Here is a 15,970-nt window from a genome sequence, read left to right as displayed (position 1 = left end):
TCTCTCACGGGTTGCCCCAGAGAGAGGTATCTGATTGACGGAGGGTTAGCTGTTGCTGGTGCCTTGTTCAAGCAAATCCAACTGGGTTTCTGAAAAAGCACGATACTTTTCTTGCCATTCAGACGGTTGATTAACTTTACTGATTTGCACGGCGGTCACTTTATATTCCGGGCAATTGGTTGCCCAGTCAGAGTTATCGGTAGTGATGACATTGGCACCGGATTCCGGGAAATGGAAGGTGGTATAAACGACGCCAGGTTGAACACGTTCGGTAATAGTTGCGCGCAACACGGTTTCACCGGCACGGCTTTTAATACCGACCCAGTCATCCATTTTTACGCCACGATCTTCGGCATCATGTGGATGAATTTCAAGACGATCTTCTGCATGCCAGGCGTTATTTTCTGTACGACGTGTTTGGGCGCCGACATTGTATTGCGACAGGATGCGTCCGGTGGTTAACAGCAACGGAAATTTGCGACTGCTACGTTCTATGGTGGGGACGTATTCGGTCAGCATAAACAAGCCTTTGCCGTTATCGCGCATAAAACTGTCTTCATGCATGATTGGGGTACCGACTGAGTCTTCATCATAGCAGGGCCATTGTATGCTGCCCAGTTCGTCAATTTTGTCATAACTGACGCCGGCAAAAGTCGGTGTCAGGCTGGCAATTTCATCCATGATTTCTGATGGATGGCTGTAGTTCATCGGGTAACCCATGGCATTTGACAGCAGTTGGGTGACTTCCCAATCCTGATAGCCTGCCAATGGCGTCATGACTTTACGTACCGGTGAAATACGTCTTTCTGCGTTGGTAAAAGTGCCGCTTTTTTCTAAAAATGATGAACCGGGCAAGAAGACATGGGCAAATTTTGCGGTTTCATTAAGGAAAATATCCTGCACAATGACGCATTCCATAGAACGTAGGGCGGCATGAACATGTTGAATGTCAGGATCAGACTGGGCAATATCTTCGCCTTCGCAGTACAGTCCCATAAAGTTTTTATCCATGGCGGCATCAAACATGTTGGGGATACGCAGGCCCGGTTCATCGCTTAATTCAGCTTGCCATGCGGCTTCAAACAGTTTGTGGGTAGCAGGATCAGACACATGGCGATAGCCCGGGAATTCATGCGGAAATGAACCCATATCGCAAGAACCCTGTACGTTGTTTTGTCCACGCAGCGGGTTAACACCAACGCCGTCACGACCTAAATTACCGGTTGCCATGGCGATGTTGGCAATACCGATAACCATGGTAGAGCCTTGGCTGTGTTCAGTAACACCCAGGCCGTAATAAATGGCGCCATTGTTGCCGGTAGCATAAAGCCTTGCTGCTGCCCTGAGTTCAGTGGCAGGAACGCCGGTCACAGATTCTGTGGCTTCCGGGGAGTTATGCTCCTGGGCGATAAAAGTTTCCCATTTTGCAAAGGAGGCAATATCGCAACGCTCTTTGACAAAGGCTTCGTCCATTAATTTTTCGGTGATGATGACGTGGCCGATGGCATTAATCAAGGCAACATTGGTACCGGGACGCAGTTTTAAATGGTGATTGGCTTGTACATGCGGTGAGTTGCTAACCAGATCAATTTCACGCGGATCAATGACGATCAATTTTGCGCCCTGACGCAGGCGTTTTTTCATTTGCGAACCAAACACCGGATGGCCGTCGGTGGGATTGGCACCAATAACCATAATGACGTCCGCTTTCATCACGGAGTCAAAATCTTGCGTACCGGATGATTCACCAAAGGTTTGTTTTAGTCCATAACCGGTGGGTGAATGGCAAACCCGCGCACAAGTATCAACATTGTTATTACCAAAACCTGCACGAATAAGTTTTTGCATGATATAAACTTCTTCGTTGGTACAGCGTGAAGAAGTAATGCCGCCAATAGCATCCCTACCATACTTTGCCTGAATGCGTTTTAATTCTGAGGCGGCATGATTAATGGCTTCTTCCCAGCTGACTTCTTGCCAGGCATCTTTAATGCTGGCACGAATCATCGGTTTGGTCATGCGGTCTTTATGCGTGGCATAACCAAAGGCAAAGCGTCCCTTAACACAGGAGTGACCATGATTGGCCTGGCCATCTTTATTGGGCACCATGCGAATGACTTGTTCGCCTTTCATTTCTGCCCTGAACGAACAGCCGACACCACAATAAGCACAGGTGGTGATAATGGCGTGTTCCGGTTGGCCGTGGTCAATAACCGATTTTTCCATTAAGGTTGCCGTTGGGCAGGCTTGTACACAAGCGCCACAAGAGACACATTCGGAATCCATGAAAGCTTCGTTTTGACTGGGCGATACTTTGGAATCAAAGCCGCGACCATCAATGGTTAACGCATAAGTACCCTGGGTTTCTTCGCACGCTCTGACGCAACGAGAGCAGACAATACATTTGCTGGGGTCAAAGCTGAAGTAAGGGTTACTTTCATCTTTAACTGCATCAAGATGGGTTTCAATGGGGTTGTAACGCACTTCGCGCAAACCTACCGCGCCGGCCATATCTTGCAGTTCGCAATCGCCATTGGCAGAACAGGTCAGACAGTCCAGTGGATGATCGGAAATGTATAATTCCATAACGCCACGACGGACATCAGCCAGACTTTTGTTTTGGGTAACAACTTTTAAGCCTTCTGCAACCGGTGTGGTACAAGATGCCGGCATGCCTTTGCCACCGACAATCTGGACTACGCAAAGCCGACAAGAACCAAAGGGTTCAATGCTGTCGGTTGCGCACAATTTAGGAATATCAATGCCGATACTTGCTGCTGCACGCATGATGGATGTGCCGACGGGTGCCGTTACCTTAAAACCGTCAATTTCCAGGGTAACCAATTGGGTTGCCGTGCTGGCAGGGGTACCAAAATCTTGTTGTTTATTAATGCTCATGAATCATTCCTCGTGTCGTTATCAGGCTGCGCCGGCTTTTTCATCTATCCCAAAGTCTTCCGGGAAATTATTTAAAGCACTCAAAACAGGATAGGGAGTCATGCCGCCTAATGCACAAAGCGAACCGTTTAGTAGGGTGTTACAAAGATCGCGTAATAAAGGTACATTTTTGCTTAGCTCCCGGCCGGCAATAATGTCATCTAAAACTTCATAACCCCGGGTTGAACCTATGCGGCAGGGTGTGCATTTACCGCAGGATTCAATGGCACAAAATTCCATGTTGTAACGCGCCATTTCAGCCATATTGGCCGTGTCATCAAAAACGACAACGCCGCCATGACCCAATACCGTCCAGTTTGCGGCAAAGGCTTCGTAATCTAATGGAGTATCAAATTGTGATTCGGGTAAGTAAGCACCTAAAGGGCCACCTACCTGAACGGCTTTGATGGGTCGTCCTGATGCTGTGCCACCACCAAAATCATAGAGTAGTTCTCTTAGCGTCATACCAAATGCCAGTTCAACCAAGCCTGCGTGTTTAATATTACCGGCAAGTTGCAGCGGCAAAGTACCGCGTGAGCGACCCATACCGAAATCACGGTAATAATCACCGCCCTTATCCAGTATTATGGGTACGGAGGCTAGGGAAATAACATTGTTGACGACAGTGGGTTTGCCAAACAAACCGCTAATGGCAGGCAGTGGTGGTTTAAAACGCACCAGGCCACGTTTGCCTTCCAGGCTTTCCATTAGAGACGTTTCTTCGCCACAAATATAAGCGCCAGCACCCAGACGAACCTCAAGGTTAAAGGTTTTACCACTACCTTGAATATTATCGCCCAGGTAACCGGCTTGATAAGCTTTTTCAATAGCGGTATTCAGGGCTTTATGGGCATGAGGATATTCTACCCGCAAGTAGATATAACCTTGATTAGCGCCAACGGCAATACCGGCGATAGTCATGCCTTCAATTAATACAAACGGGTCGCCTTCCATCGCCATGCGGTCAGAAAAGGTACCGGAATCGCCTTCGTCAGCATTACAGATAATATATTTTTGTTCTGATGGCGTACCCAGTACGGTATTCCATTTAATGCCTGTAGGGAAAGCCGCGCCACCGCGTCCCCGCAAACCGGAATCAGTAACTGTTTTAACAATATCGGCCTGTGACATTTTTAAGGCATTGCTTAAACCACGATAACCCTCGTGAGCAATATAGTCATCCAGATTGACAGGATCGGTTATGCCACACCGCGCAAAAGTTAAGCGTTGTTGTTTTTTCAGGTAATCCAGTTCTTCGGTTAAACCCAAGAGCAGAGGGTGCGTGCCGCCCTGTACAAAATTGGCATCAAACAGGCTGGCTACATCGCCAACCTGAACCGGGCCATAAGCCAGACGGCCTTCTGCGGTGGCTACTTCAACCAGTGGTTCCAGCCAGAACAGGCCGCGTGAACTGTTGCGGATTAATTGAATGGTAATGTTGCGTTTTTCAGCTTCCTTGGCGATAGCAATGGCTACCCTGTCAGCTCCCAGAGAAATTGCGCTGGAATCGCAAGGGACATAAATGGTGATACTCATGCAAGTTCCTTGGTTTCATTAATGGTCGTGTCAAAGCTGTCTGCCGACACCCGTCCATAAATTTCGGTGCCAATTTGCATGGCTGGCGAGCAGGCGCAGTTGCCCAGGCAATAGACCGGCTCTAACGAGAATTCACCATCTGCAGTGGTTTCATGAAAATCAATACCCAAGCTATCTTTTATATGTTGTTCCAATTTTTTTCCGCCCATTGCCTGGCAGGATTCAGCACGGCAAAGATAAATAGTATGGTTGCCCGGTTTGCTCTCGCGGAAATAATGATAAAAGCTGATGACACCATGTACTTCGGCACGCGAAAGATTTAATGCTTTGGCAATAGCCGGCACGCTTTCCGCAGGAACATAGCCGATACTATCTTGAATGGCATGTAAAATAGGTAAAAGTGCTCCGGGTTTATCTTTAAGTGCAGTCGTTATTGCTTGTACGGTCGCTTGCATATTGCTCGATTCAGTCATGGTCAACTCTTAATGGCGAATTTATTCATTAAAACAACCTACATCCTTCATGCTGCTTTAAAACTAGTGTTAGCATAGCACAAGAAAATTTATGTGTAAAAAGACATAAATAGACACAATATGTAAGCTTTATCAGGCAGGGCAGAAAATCGGATGGTTGTATGAGGGTAGGTTTAACGAATGCGGCTTTAAACAGGCGAAAATAAGAGTAGCGAGGCGAAAGCTTTAAAGGTAGTTAATCTGGCGGAGGTACAGCAGGTTTTTAAAGTTTAAAGGGTAGTCTGAAAAGGCAGGGTTGGAAATTAACAGGAGAAGTTAATGTTGCTTGGGTTTTATAGTGCGGGGCAGGGTAACGCAAACTGTAGCCTAAAAATAATAAGGCTACAGTTCATTGTGCAATTAGATGATGGTTACTTCTTCTGCTTGCGGGCCTTTTTGGCCTTGTGTAACAGTAAACTGTACTTTTTGGCCTTCATCAAGAGATTTAAAGCCTGAGCTGTTAATGTTACGGAAATGAACAAAAACGTCAGCGCCGTTTTCTTGTTGAATAAAACCGAAACCTTTTTCAGCGTTAAACCATTTAACTGTACCAGTGGCCATTGTGTAATCCTAATATAAAATATGTAATTGAAGTCTTTTGCAAGATTGGTGGCGCTGAGAAATTTAAGAATTACTTATGATAAACAGGACGAGCCATACAGGAAAAACGTCGTAGAGATAAGCATAACGGTAAGTCAATTTTCAAGCTGGGCGAATTCTATAGTGGGGGCTTTAGAATGTCAATAATTTTAGTGTGTGAATAGCTAACAAATAAACACTGCTGATTTGTAAGCCATGAATATTTATTGGCTGATTTGCTAGCTGATTGTGTAATCAGCTTTAATGTTGCTATCGCGACGAGTTTTTTTATCGGGTTTTTGCACTCGATAGCGAGAACCTTGTTTTTTGCGGAGTAAATAAGCTCGATCCCAAGCTGGAGCTTGGGATCGAGCTCAGCTTGGGCTTGAGAATAAGTTTAGCCGGGGATTGAGTTCAGATTCTTGAATATCGCTTATTGAAATAATACGGCGGCGCTAATAATTATGGCGCTAATAATCATGGCCCATACGGTAGTCTTATGATTATTATCCATTTGCTGGCGTAATAAAGTCAGTTCTCGTTGCTGCACTTCTGCGTGTTGCTGTGAGTTGGCGGCATTGTCCAATGCTTTGTAAAGCAAAGAAGGAATTTCCGGAAATTGCTCGGCAAAGGCAGGGAACTGTTTAATTATTTTGTTTATTTTGGCTTTTGGGCTCAAGCGCTCATGGAACCACTTTTCAAGAAAAGGTTTGGCGGTTTGCCATAAGTCCAGTTCAGGATAAAGCTGCCTGCCCAAGCCTTCAATATTAAGCAACGTTTTTTGCAGTAACACCAGTTGTGGTTGAACATGCATATCAAAACGTCGTGCGGTCTGGAATAAACGCAATAATAATTGGCCAAAAGAAATATCTTTTAACGGCTTTTCAAAGATGGGTTCGCAAACGCTACGAATCGCAGATTCAAATTCTTCAATGCGGGTTGTGCTGGGGACCCAGCCCGATTCAACGTGCATTTCTGCAACTTTTCGATAATCACGGTTAAAAAAAGCCAGAAAATTTTCTGCCAGATAACGTTGATCAGATAAAGACAAGGAGCCAACAATACCAAAGTCAACCGCTATGTATTTGTCGGGAACATCGACAAAAATATTGCCGGGGTGCATATCGGCATGAAAAAAGTTATCTCTGAATACCTGGGTAAAAAATATTTCTACACCGCGTTCAGCCAATGCTTTAAAGTCTGCGCCAGCGGCTTTCAGTTGTTCTATTTCGCCGACGGGTATGCCGTAAATTCTTTCCATGACCATGACTTTTTTTCGCGTCAGGGACCAGTGGACTTCGGGTATATAGATCAATTCCGAATTTTCAAAATTACGGCGCAATTTGGCAGCATTGGCAGCTTCCCTGACCAGATCCAGTTCATCCAGTGTGGATCTTTCAAATTCAGCAACGACATCGATTGCCCGCAATCTTCTGGCATCAGACCAAAACCGTTCCGCAAAACGTGCCAACTCGTAAAGCAAGCCTATATCGGAACGAATACGATCTTCAATATCCGGGCGCAACACTTTAACAATGACATTTTCACCAGTATGTAATACAGCAGTATGAACCTGTGCGACTGACGCTGAGGCCAATGGCGTTGGGTCAAATTCGGCAAAAGCCTCGGTAATTGACATGCCCAGTTCTGTTTCAATAATACTGCGGGCAATCTCATTGGCAAAGGGTGGAACCCGGTCTTGCAGTTTTACCAGTTCATCTGAAATGTCATCAGGCAGCAGATCTTTACGTGTAGATAAAGCCTGGCCAAATTTGACATAAATAGGCCCGAGATCTTCCAGGGCGCGTCTGATTCTGACGCCACGCGTGTCTGCTTTGGGTTTAAGCCAATAGCTGGGAGTGATAAAAGCCAGATAACGAATAGGGCGGAATAAATGGGTTTTTAAAACGATTTCGTCCAGGCCATGAACGACGAGAACCCAATTGATATGGATCAGGCGTAATACTAATTTAGGTCGGATCACGTATTTACAAAATTATAGTGGAAAAAAAGCTTTAAGAATTAACGTCATTACGCCGCCCAATAGAATACCCAACATCCATTTTATTAGATTGATATCTGCTCTAATGGGGGCAAGTTCGATTTGCAAATCTTTTTTTGAAACCAGGTCGGCCTCGCCGGAAGCATCACGGAATGCCTCAGATATCGCTCTGGCCTGATCGTCAGGGATGCCGCCTGCTTTGAGTTTTTCAACAAATTTTAATGTATCAAAAGATATTGTCGCCATAATGCCTGTCCGGTAAATTTTGGATATGTTTTACAGTATAACAAAGCCAATAGGTGAAGGTAGAACGCTTTTTAGTCTTGTGCTTTGTGTTTTGTAGCTAAAGCATTTTCAAGTCGTTCAATCCGGCTTTGCAAGCGATCAAAATCGGTGCGTAATTCATCAGTTTGCGCATAAAAAATATCGACTTCAGGCCTTGCCGGTAAATCGCGGGTTTCTTCCTGAAGAAATTCCGAGACGTTAAGTCGGCAGGTTTCAATTGAGTCTTGGCTCCAGTTTTGACCGGCCCGAAAAAATTGACTGATGTTGTGCGCTATGCTGTCACCGGTGTAACGGGCCAGTTGTTGTTCCAGATTAATATCCAGTTTGGCAAACAGTTCCTGAAATTTTCGACCGGTCTGCATGTCGCCTTCAATTTTTACTTCACCGGAGAAAATTGAACGCATCGGTTTTGAACTAAGCCCCATTAAACCAAAGGCAAAAACAGACCCCGTCAGTTGAGTATCGGGCTGATTGGGGCTGTAATCAATTAGCTGAATGGAGTCAGTGTTGGGACAGAGGTAAATAGTTTCATTAAACGGTTGAATGGTCAGCGCAATGATTTTACCGTCCAGGGGCGTTAAAAAAACAGCCCTGTTCTGATCCAACGCAAGAAACTGGTTAAGTGCGGTTTCAAGTACACTCATCAACAACGGTTTGATGGTCATGCTAGATTTTATAACCTCTATGAACGGCAACAATACCTTGCGACATATTGAAATATTCACAACGTTCCAGACCGGCATTTTCCATCATTCTTTTCAGCTCATCCTGTTTGGGATGCATGCGAATGGATTCAGCCAGATAGCGATAACTGTCTTCGTCCTTGGCAACAAATTTGCCAATTTTAGGTAGTAGTTTAAAAGAATAAAAATCGTAAACTTTTTCAGTGATTTTGTCGGTAGGATGTGAGAATTCCAGTACGATTACGCGGCCCCCCGGTTTTAATACCCGGTACATGGAGCGCAATGCGGCATCTTTGTCGGTGACGTTACGCAGACCAAAAGCGATACAAACACAATCAAAAGTATTATCTTCAAAGGGCAGGCATTCGGCATTAACTTGTGCATAGCGGACGTTGCCGCTCAGCCCTTTGTCTATCAATCGATCGCGACCGGTACGCAGCATTTCGGAATTAATATCAGCTAAAATAACCTGACCGTCCTTGCCCACGCGTTGCTCGAACAGTACGGTCAAATCACCCGTTCCGCCTGCCAGATCGAGTACTTGCTCGCCTTTGCGGACATTGCTTAATTGTACGGCAACACGCTTCCAGATACGGTGAATACCCAGCGACATCAAGTCATTCATGATGTCGTATTGTCCTGCAACCGAATCAAATACGCCGCGTACGAGATTGACTTTTTGGTCGGTGGCAACTTGTTTAAAGCCGAAATGGGTAGTGTTATCGTTTGTCATTGTCGTGTTTAGTTTTTAAGTGTGGTTTTATGCTTATGCCCGGCAGCTTTCAGCTTATTGAGATAATTGGCCCATAATGCTGGATATTCAGCGCCTAATTTATGCAGTAAATCCCAGGTGTAAATGCCGCTGTTGTGGCCATCGCTAAATAGTGGAGAAATAGCATAATTGCCAATAGGTTTAATCTCTTTAATCGTGACATCTTCTTTACCGACCTGAAGAACTTCCTGTCCTGGTGCATGCCCTATAGCTTCTGCAGAAGGTGTGTAAACACGCAGATATTCACACGGCAGTTGATACACATTGCCGTCATCAAAGCTGACTTCAAGAATATTGGAAACCTGATGCAGTTTTATTTCAGTAGGCCAGGTATTGCTGGATTTTACAGTTAAGCGCATTTTTCAATTTGTAGTTAAGTGAATTTAATGGCTTTTTGATAATGGTAGCCAATTTTTTTATAACCTTCTTTTTCCCAAAATTGCTGCCCTTTTTCATTGGTTAAATAGCAATTTAGCTCACTTGCTATGCAATCTTGAGCTTTTGCATAGTTATATATCCAGGCCATTAGTTGTTTACCCAAGCCATTGCCGCGATATTCTTCCAATATTACCACGTTGTCAGGTTCTATATGTTTGCCGACGTAATATTTGGTCAGTATCCATAATCCGCAGATGCCAATTAACTTTTTATCAGAATAGATGCCCACACATTGATAACCTTGTTCTACCATTTCACTGAGCCGGTTTTGTAACACGGACTCAGCAATCGTACGATTAAGGGTTTGCAGTAATGGAATGATCGAAAATATTTGATCACTGGCAATCAATGTAATCTTAATCGAATTCACTATGGCTAAATACCTTGTCTTTAATTAGTAGGTCAGCTTAAAGATAACGTACACCGATATTTTCTACAAAATATAACGACTCAAATCTTCGTCTTCGGCAAACTCGGTTAAATGTTGATCAACATAAGCCGCGTCAATAACAATGGTCTTTTCTATCAAATCAGGGGCATTGTAAGAGATTTCTTCCAGTAGCCGCTCAAGCATGGTGTGCAGCCGCCTTGCACCAATATTTTCAGTCGCTTCATTGACTTGCCAGCCCAATTCAGCAATGCGCTGAATGCCATCGGCAGCAAATGTTAAAGATACGCCTTCGGTAGCCAGCAAAGCGCCATACTGTTCGGTTAAAGAGGCATTAGGCTCGGTAAGAATGCGTACAAAATCTTCGGCAGACAAAGCACTTAGCTCAACACGGATAGGAAAGCGACCTTGCAGTTCGGGAATTAAATCCGAGGGTTTGGCTATATGAAACGCGCCTGAAGCGATAAATAAAATATGATCCGTTTTAATGGCGCCATATTTTGTGGTGACAGTACTACCTTCAACCAAAGGTAATAAATCACGCTGGACACCTTCACGCGAAACTTCACCACCGCCACCGCCCAATTCCGAGCGTTTGCAGATTTTGTCTATTTCATCCAGAAAAACTATGCCGTTTTGCTCTACTGCTTCTACTGCACGCAGTCTGATGTCATCTTCATTAACCAGTTTGGCGGCTTCTTCTTCCTGTAAAGACTGCAAGGCTTTTTTAATGGGCATTTTACGGGATCTGGTTTTGCCGGAACCCATGTTTTGGAACATGCCTTGTAATTGGCTGGTCATCTCTTCCATGCCGGGAGGTGCCATAATTTCTACGCCCATTGGCGCGACAGTGACATCAATTTCTATTTCTTTGCTGTCAAGATCACCTTCACGCAATTTCTTGCGCATTTTTTGGCGGGTAGATTCTTCTGAATCAGACAGCATGCCGGCATCGGCTCTGGGCAGAAGAAGATCCAGAATTTTATCTTCAGCAGCATCGAAGGCTTTAGTTTTAACCTTATCCATTTCTGCCATGCGGGTCATGCTGACGGCAGTATCAACGAGGTCGCGGATAATGGATTCAACATCTCTGCCGACGTAACCAACTTCGGTAAACTTGGTTGCTTCTATTTTAATAAAAGGAGCATTTGCCAGGCGTGCCAGACGGCGGGCAATTTCTGTTTTACCAACACCGGTTGGTCCAATCATTAAAATGTTTTTAGGCGTAATTTCATCGCGTAAGGCAGGATCAACCTGTTGACGCCGCCAGCGGTTTCTTAACGCAATAGCGACAGAACGTTTGGCGCTGGCCTGGCCGACAATGTGTTTGTCCAGTTCACTTACAATTTCTTTGGGTGTCATCTGTGTCATGCGTCTACTCGTTGGGTTCTGCGTCTAGTTCTTCTATGCGTAGATTGTGGTTGGTATAAATACATATATCTGCCGCTATATTTAAGGACCTTTCGACAATTTCGCGTGCACTTAAATTGGTATTTTCCAGTAATGCGCGTGCAGCGGCCTGAGCAAAAGCACCGCCCGAACCTATCGCCATCAAATCAAATTCGGGTTCGATAACATCGCCGGTACCGGAGATAATTAATGATGTTTTGGCGTCGGCAATGGTTAGCAAAGCTTCCAGTTTGCGAAGTGCCCGATCGGTGCGCCAATCTTTGGCCATTTCAACCGCGGCGCGCGTCAGGTTGCCGCGATGTTTTTCTAGTTTGCCTTCAAAGTGTTCAAATAGCGTGAAGGCATCCGCCGTTGCTCCGGCAAAACCGGCAATAACTTTATCATGATACAAGCGCCGAACTTTTCGTGCGTTGCCTTTCATGACGGTATTACCCAAAGTGACCTGACCATCTCCGCCAATGACAACTTTGCCGTTCCTGCGAACAGAAAGTATGGTTGTTCCTCTAAACACGTCAATATCCTTTTATATTGCAAAATACATGTTTTTAATTTTACATGGTATGCATTTAAAATGTGAGAAAAATATAGGAATAGTTTGTTTGGCATCGAAGGTGTCTTACTGCTGTTGTGTTGGCTGATTGTTTAAACAGATAGTAGGCATGTCCTTTCTTATGGGGCTTGTTACAGGTTATCACAGTAAAGAAGATAGCCGGTCTGGTCACTTATGGCTATATTGGAGAATTTATTGTGGCTGTATTTACAGGGTGGTTATCTGTCAAAAAAATGCCCAAAAAAAATAAAGCATGACAAAAGCGCAGGGTAAGCCCTATCATTTTTGTTTTTTTGGTTTGATTCGCCGTATAAGAAACGGCATAAGGTTTAAAGTATGTCGATTCGTTATATTTCATCTTTGAAATTCAGTTTGGTTGCCAGTGTAATGTTGATGGGGTGTGCGCCTACCCGACAAATTGCCATTGATTATCCATCGGCTCAGGTGACAGATCCCCAGTCTGTACAAACAACCCGGGCACATCAATTCCAACCTTTGCCCGGCTTTCAGGTGATTGATGGCGATGATTATTATGTGCGGCTGATTTCGGAGTTTGATTTTAAAGGCGACAATGTCTTAAAAAAAGGCTGTAATAATATAACACCCTCATATGAGAAGGGTGACTTGTCTTCCACGCTTATTTTTACGGTACGTAATGAGGGTCTTAAATTTAATAATGAAGCCGCTGCTTTTTTATATGAGGCGACATCAGGAAAGTGTAATTTTAAGTTTGATGCCAAAAAAATAACGCTGACGCCCTGGATGCGCCTTGATTTAGGCAAAGAAACGCTGATTGATTATAGCTTTTACTCCAGTGCCAATAGTGATGTTAATGTCTCGGGTTTAGTGAGCGATGTGACAAATGCCAGCAGTTTACTTGCATTGACAGGCGTGGGTATGGGCGTTGCGGTTGTCGGGCAATTTGCCGGCCAATGGGCAAAAATTAATCCACCGTTAGCGACGACGGTTCCCGCTTCTGTTAAGCACAGTTCGGAATCACATTCATTGCCACGCATTGTTGATTTTTCGGGAAAAACAGGCGCTCTTAACGAAAATATATTTAAGGTATATGCCGTAGCAGAAGGGGGTGTTAATCTTTTCGGTTCGGATGCAGAGCCTTTAGGCGAGTTGAAGATTTATCCGGAAATTATTCCTTCCTTACTGTTAAAAACTGCGGCAGATGGTGTTCCTGATGCGCGGGATCTGTCACTGGAAGAAATCGGTTATTCGCCAATTAAATCGGGCACGGGTGAAATTAAGTTGTTGCAACTGATTGAGCAATCCAAACATCCGGCAAAACCCAATTTAAAACCAAATTGGAATAGCTACCAGGAAATGGAGGATAACTGTCGTAAAATAAAACTGGTAATGAAAGACTTAGGCTTTAACAAGTTTGATCGCAATGCATTTATTTATTATTATTTAACCAATAATGGTGATTGGAAAAATTATAATATTTCGCTGAAAAAGATAGTGAGTGACCAAACTTCCCTTAAGGTTATGGAAAGCTATCGTAGCAAAGATTTTGGCTCGTGCCTGACTGTCGATGATTATACGGTGATGAAAGCTATGGGCTTACCGGTTAATTTACCCACCGACTGGAAACAGATTGAGGAGCTTAGCCAGAAAAAAGAACAGTTTTTTTTACCCCTTAAATCGATTGAAAGACAGCTTATTGCAGTACTAAAAAATCCCAACAAGACTGAAATGGAACAGCAGATATTTCCGTTATTAGCGACTGACAAGAGTGGTGGTGGTACTGTGCTGTTGCAAAATCATTTGGGTGATTTTGGTTTGGAAAAATTATTGGCTCCGCCATCGATAGATTCCGTGCTTTCTCCATCAGAAGCAACCACAGCAGTTCCTCCGGCAGCCACTTCACCAATACCCGCACCGGTTATACCTGCACCGATCGTTATTCCGGGTGAAGGTGTTATTGTTAGCGCACGTCAGCTGACACAGGCTTTTTCCGGGTTGGCTATTAACGAGTTGAGTTGTGCCCGCATTCTTTCTGATCAGTTGGGTAAGTCGACTGCCAATATTGGCGTGCTGTTATTTACGACCAAAGACGGGAGTCCGCGCGCTAAAGGTGGCGCGATGGAGTTTGAATTCTCTGCCGGAAAAATAACCCGCATTGCTTTTCAATCGCCAACCTATAGGGATTTTGAGCAAGAGGTGCTGGATCATCCTGAAATTGGTGGCTGTCGAATTGATCCGTCTTTTTTAAGCAAGTTGCACTGACATTGACTTTACGGGCATGTCTTGCTTTTTTACAAAGTTGGTGTACACGTGACACAGAGTTTATAAAAAAGGAGGGATTTAATTGTGTGGATATTGAGGATATGTATCGGTTTGGCAAATAATGAAGACAGCATTTTATTTGGATAAGATTGAGCATGGTTAAAAAAGAAAGTTAACTGCTTATTGAGGGTTTGAGTATCTTTTAGACGGATGGTTTTAGTAGATGACAATAATTTTGTGCTAACAAAAAATCTTAATACTGTATTGTTTCATAAGCTTTTTTTTTGTATCAATTTAAAGGCATAAAAAGGACCGCTGGTATAGATAGACTTCATAGGTTAGACTTTCTAGGGTTTTTTGTAATAATTATTACGCAAATGGATCGAGTCAAACTGATTTGTTGACTTGAAGTTGCGAAACGATATAACACTTACAAGAGTTTATAACTACTATCGAAGAGGCTGCTCCGTGAACAAAGCAAAGCAACTATTCGCAGGTCTGATCTTAATGGCTTTAGGGCTAGGAGCAGCGCAGGCGGACTATACGCTCAATTTAACGAAAGGGGTTACAAAGGTCAGTAATGACATTTATGACCTGCATATGCTGATTCTATGGATCTGTGTAATCGTAGGTATCGGTGTATTTGGTACCATGTTCTACTCGATTTACCATCACCGTAAATCGAAAGGACATAAAGCGGCACAATTTCATGAAAATACCACTGTTGAAATCATCTGGACAATTGTTCCAACCCTGATTTTGATTGGTATGGCCATACCTGCAACAAAAACCATGTTGGAATTGGATAATGTTGCAAAGTCGGATATGACGATTCAAGTAACCGGCCGACAATGGTATTGGGATTACAAATATCTGGATAATGATATTCATTTTGAAAGTCATTTGGATGAAGCGAGTGAAATAACGCATCGAACGGTTGGTGCTGATCCTCGTTCCGTACCCCATTATTTGTTAAATGTTGATAAACCTTTAGTGATTCCGGTCAACAAGAAAGTACGTTTCGTGTTGACATCAGGTGATGTTATCCATTCCTGGTGGGTACCTGCTTTAGGCTGGAAAAAAGATGCCAATCCGGGCTTTATTAACGAAGCATGGGCATCTGTCGATAAGGCCGGAACTTATCGCGGTCAATGTACTGAGTTGTGCGGAAGAGATCATGGCTTTATGCCTATCGTAGTAATTGCCATGGAGCAACCTGACTATGATGCCTGGGTAAAGAAAACCCTGGATCAACAAAAACAAAAACCGGATTTGAGTGACCAAAGTCGTGAGCAGTTAATGGCTCATGGTCAATCGGTATATTTAAAAAATTGTGTCGGCTGTCATCAGATTAACGGTGCTGGTGTTCCCGGTTTAATTCCTGCTTTAACAGGCAGTGTCATAGCGACAGGAAAATGGGAGTCTTTAGATGGCTTCTTGCGTGCAGGTACCGCCAAAATGCCGTCCTTTTCCAAGTTGAATGGCAAGGAATTTGCAGAGGTGATGACTTATGTCCGTAACAATTTGGGTAATAGCGTCGGTGATACATTACAGCCAAAGCAAACGGCGCTTCCTGATGACGATGATGATGAATAAGCGGTTGACGCACTTATTTACTGACTCTTTTTTAACTATTT

At 44.0% G+C, this 15,970-nt stretch carries 14 protein-coding genes; 2 read left to right on the top strand and 12 right to left on the bottom strand.

Translation table 11 applies throughout. From position 1 onward, the window contains the following. Positions 1–45 precede the first annotated feature (45 nt). The 12 genes from fdhF to hslV form a co-directional block, all read right to left on the bottom strand. Entirely contained in the window at positions 46–2,898 is a 2,853-nt protein-coding gene (gene fdhF, locus KKZ03_RS20580; protein ID WP_243218611.1) for a formate dehydrogenase subunit alpha, read from the bottom strand. Positions 2,899–2,919: 21 nt separating this feature from the next. Then, the gene (locus KKZ03_RS20575) at positions 2,920–4,473 is read right to left on the bottom strand and encodes an NADH-quinone oxidoreductase subunit NuoF (protein ID WP_243218610.1); all 1,554 of its coding nucleotides are present in this window, start codon (positions 4,471–4,473) and stop codon (positions 2,920–2,922) included. Continuing rightward, positions 4,470–4,946 (bottom strand): formate dehydrogenase subunit gamma, encoded by a 477-nt coding sequence (locus tag KKZ03_RS20570; protein WP_243218609.1) that lies wholly within the window; start codon positions 4,944–4,946, stop codon positions 4,470–4,472. Before KKZ03_RS20570 ends, KKZ03_RS20575 begins: the two co-directional genes overlap by 4 nt. Before the next feature lie 399 nt (positions 4,947–5,345). Beyond that, positions 5,346–5,546: a cold-shock protein gene (locus tag KKZ03_RS20565; RefSeq protein WP_243218608.1), complete on the bottom strand. Its 201-nt coding sequence runs from the start codon at positions 5,544–5,546 to the stop codon at positions 5,346–5,348. Between the two features lie 451 nt (positions 5,547–5,997). Beyond that, entirely contained in the window at positions 5,998–7,548 is a 1,551-nt protein-coding gene (gene ubiB / locus KKZ03_RS20560) for a ubiquinone biosynthesis regulatory protein kinase UbiB (protein WP_243218607.1), read from the bottom strand. A gap of 12 nt (positions 7,549–7,560) precedes the next feature. After that, a complete protein-coding gene (locus KKZ03_RS20555; protein ID WP_243218606.1) occupies positions 7,561–7,812 on the bottom strand; it encodes a CCDC90 family protein in 252 nt (83 codons plus the stop codon). A 71-nt stretch (positions 7,813–7,883) separates the two neighbouring features. After that, positions 7,884–8,516 carry an SCP2 domain-containing protein gene (locus KKZ03_RS20550; RefSeq protein WP_243218605.1) on the bottom strand — a complete coding sequence of 211 codons (633 nt, stop codon included), beginning with the start codon at positions 8,514–8,516 and terminating at the stop codon, positions 7,884–7,886. 1 nt (position 8,517) lies between these two features. After that, complete coding sequence (ubiE, locus tag KKZ03_RS20545; RefSeq protein WP_243218604.1) at positions 8,518–9,267, bottom strand: bifunctional demethylmenaquinone methyltransferase/2-methoxy-6-polyprenyl-1,4-benzoquinol methylase UbiE; 750 nt, start codon at positions 9,265–9,267, stop codon at positions 8,518–8,520. 8 nt (positions 9,268–9,275) lie between these two features. Beyond that, positions 9,276–9,665, bottom strand: a complete 390-nt coding sequence (locus KKZ03_RS20540) for a gamma-butyrobetaine hydroxylase-like domain-containing protein (RefSeq protein WP_243218603.1) — start codon at positions 9,663–9,665, stop codon at positions 9,276–9,278. A 14-nt stretch (positions 9,666–9,679) separates the two neighbouring features. Next, positions 9,680–10,114 (bottom strand): GNAT family N-acetyltransferase, encoded by a 435-nt coding sequence (locus KKZ03_RS20535; RefSeq protein ID WP_243218602.1) that lies wholly within the window; start codon positions 10,112–10,114, stop codon positions 9,680–9,682. 63 nt (positions 10,115–10,177) lie between these two features. Further along, entirely contained in the window at positions 10,178–11,503 is a 1,326-nt protein-coding gene (gene hslU / locus KKZ03_RS20530) for an ATP-dependent protease ATPase subunit HslU (RefSeq protein WP_243218601.1), read from the bottom strand. A 4-nt stretch (positions 11,504–11,507) separates the two neighbouring features. Continuing rightward, positions 11,508–12,059, bottom strand: a complete 552-nt coding sequence (gene hslV, locus KKZ03_RS20525) for an ATP-dependent protease subunit HslV (RefSeq protein ID WP_305852389.1) — start codon at positions 12,057–12,059, stop codon at positions 11,508–11,510. Positions 12,060–12,428: 369 nt separating this feature from the next. On the opposite strand from hslV, the gene KKZ03_RS20520 reads away from it, so the two are divergent. Beyond that, entirely contained in the window at positions 12,429–14,333 is a 1,905-nt protein-coding gene (locus tag KKZ03_RS20520; RefSeq protein WP_243218599.1) for a hypothetical protein, read from the top strand. 468 nt (positions 14,334–14,801) lie between these two features. After that, positions 14,802–15,929, top strand: coding sequence for a cytochrome c oxidase subunit II (gene coxB / locus KKZ03_RS20515; protein WP_243218598.1), 1,128 nt, complete (start codon positions 14,802–14,804; stop codon positions 15,927–15,929). The last annotated feature ends 41 nt before the right edge of the window (positions 15,930–15,970 follow it).

Source organism: Methylobacter sp. S3L5C (genome assembly GCF_022788635.1).
Lineage (GTDB): Bacteria > Pseudomonadota > Gammaproteobacteria > Methylococcales > Methylomonadaceae > Methylobacter_C.
The sequence above is the reverse complement of the archived record's forward strand: the minus strand, read 5'-3'. Positions and strand labels throughout refer to the sequence as shown.

Coding starts and splice junctions, on each gene's coding strand:
- KKZ03_RS20565 (WP_243218608.1), bottom strand. CDS start 5,546: ATGGCCACTGGTACAGTTAAATGGTTTAACGCTGAAAAAGGTTTCGGT.
- KKZ03_RS20575 (WP_243218610.1), bottom strand. CDS start 4,473: ATGAGTATCACCATTTATGTCCCTTGCGATTCCAGCGCAATTTCTCTG.
- KKZ03_RS20540 (WP_243218603.1), bottom strand. CDS start 9,665: ATGCGCTTAACTGTAAAATCCAGCAATACCTGGCCTACTGAAATAAAA.
- KKZ03_RS20555 (WP_243218606.1), bottom strand. CDS start 7,812: ATGGCGACAATATCTTTTGATACATTAAAATTTGTTGAAAAACTCAAA.
- hslU (WP_243218601.1), bottom strand. CDS start 11,503: ATGACACAGATGACACCCAAAGAAATTGTAAGTGAACTGGACAAACAC.
- KKZ03_RS20550 (WP_243218605.1), bottom strand. CDS start 8,516: ATGACCATCAAACCGTTGTTGATGAGTGTACTTGAAACCGCACTTAAC.
- ubiE (WP_243218604.1), bottom strand. CDS start 9,267: ATGACAAACGATAACACTACCCATTTCGGCTTTAAACAAGTTGCCACC.
- KKZ03_RS20520 (WP_243218599.1), top strand. CDS start 12,429: ATGTCGATTCGTTATATTTCATCTTTGAAATTCAGTTTGGTTGCCAGT.
- KKZ03_RS20570 (WP_243218609.1), bottom strand. CDS start 4,946: ATGACTGAATCGAGCAATATGCAAGCGACCGTACAAGCAATAACGACT.
- fdhF (WP_243218611.1), bottom strand. CDS start 2,898: ATGAGCATTAATAAACAACAAGATTTTGGTACCCCTGCCAGCACGGCA.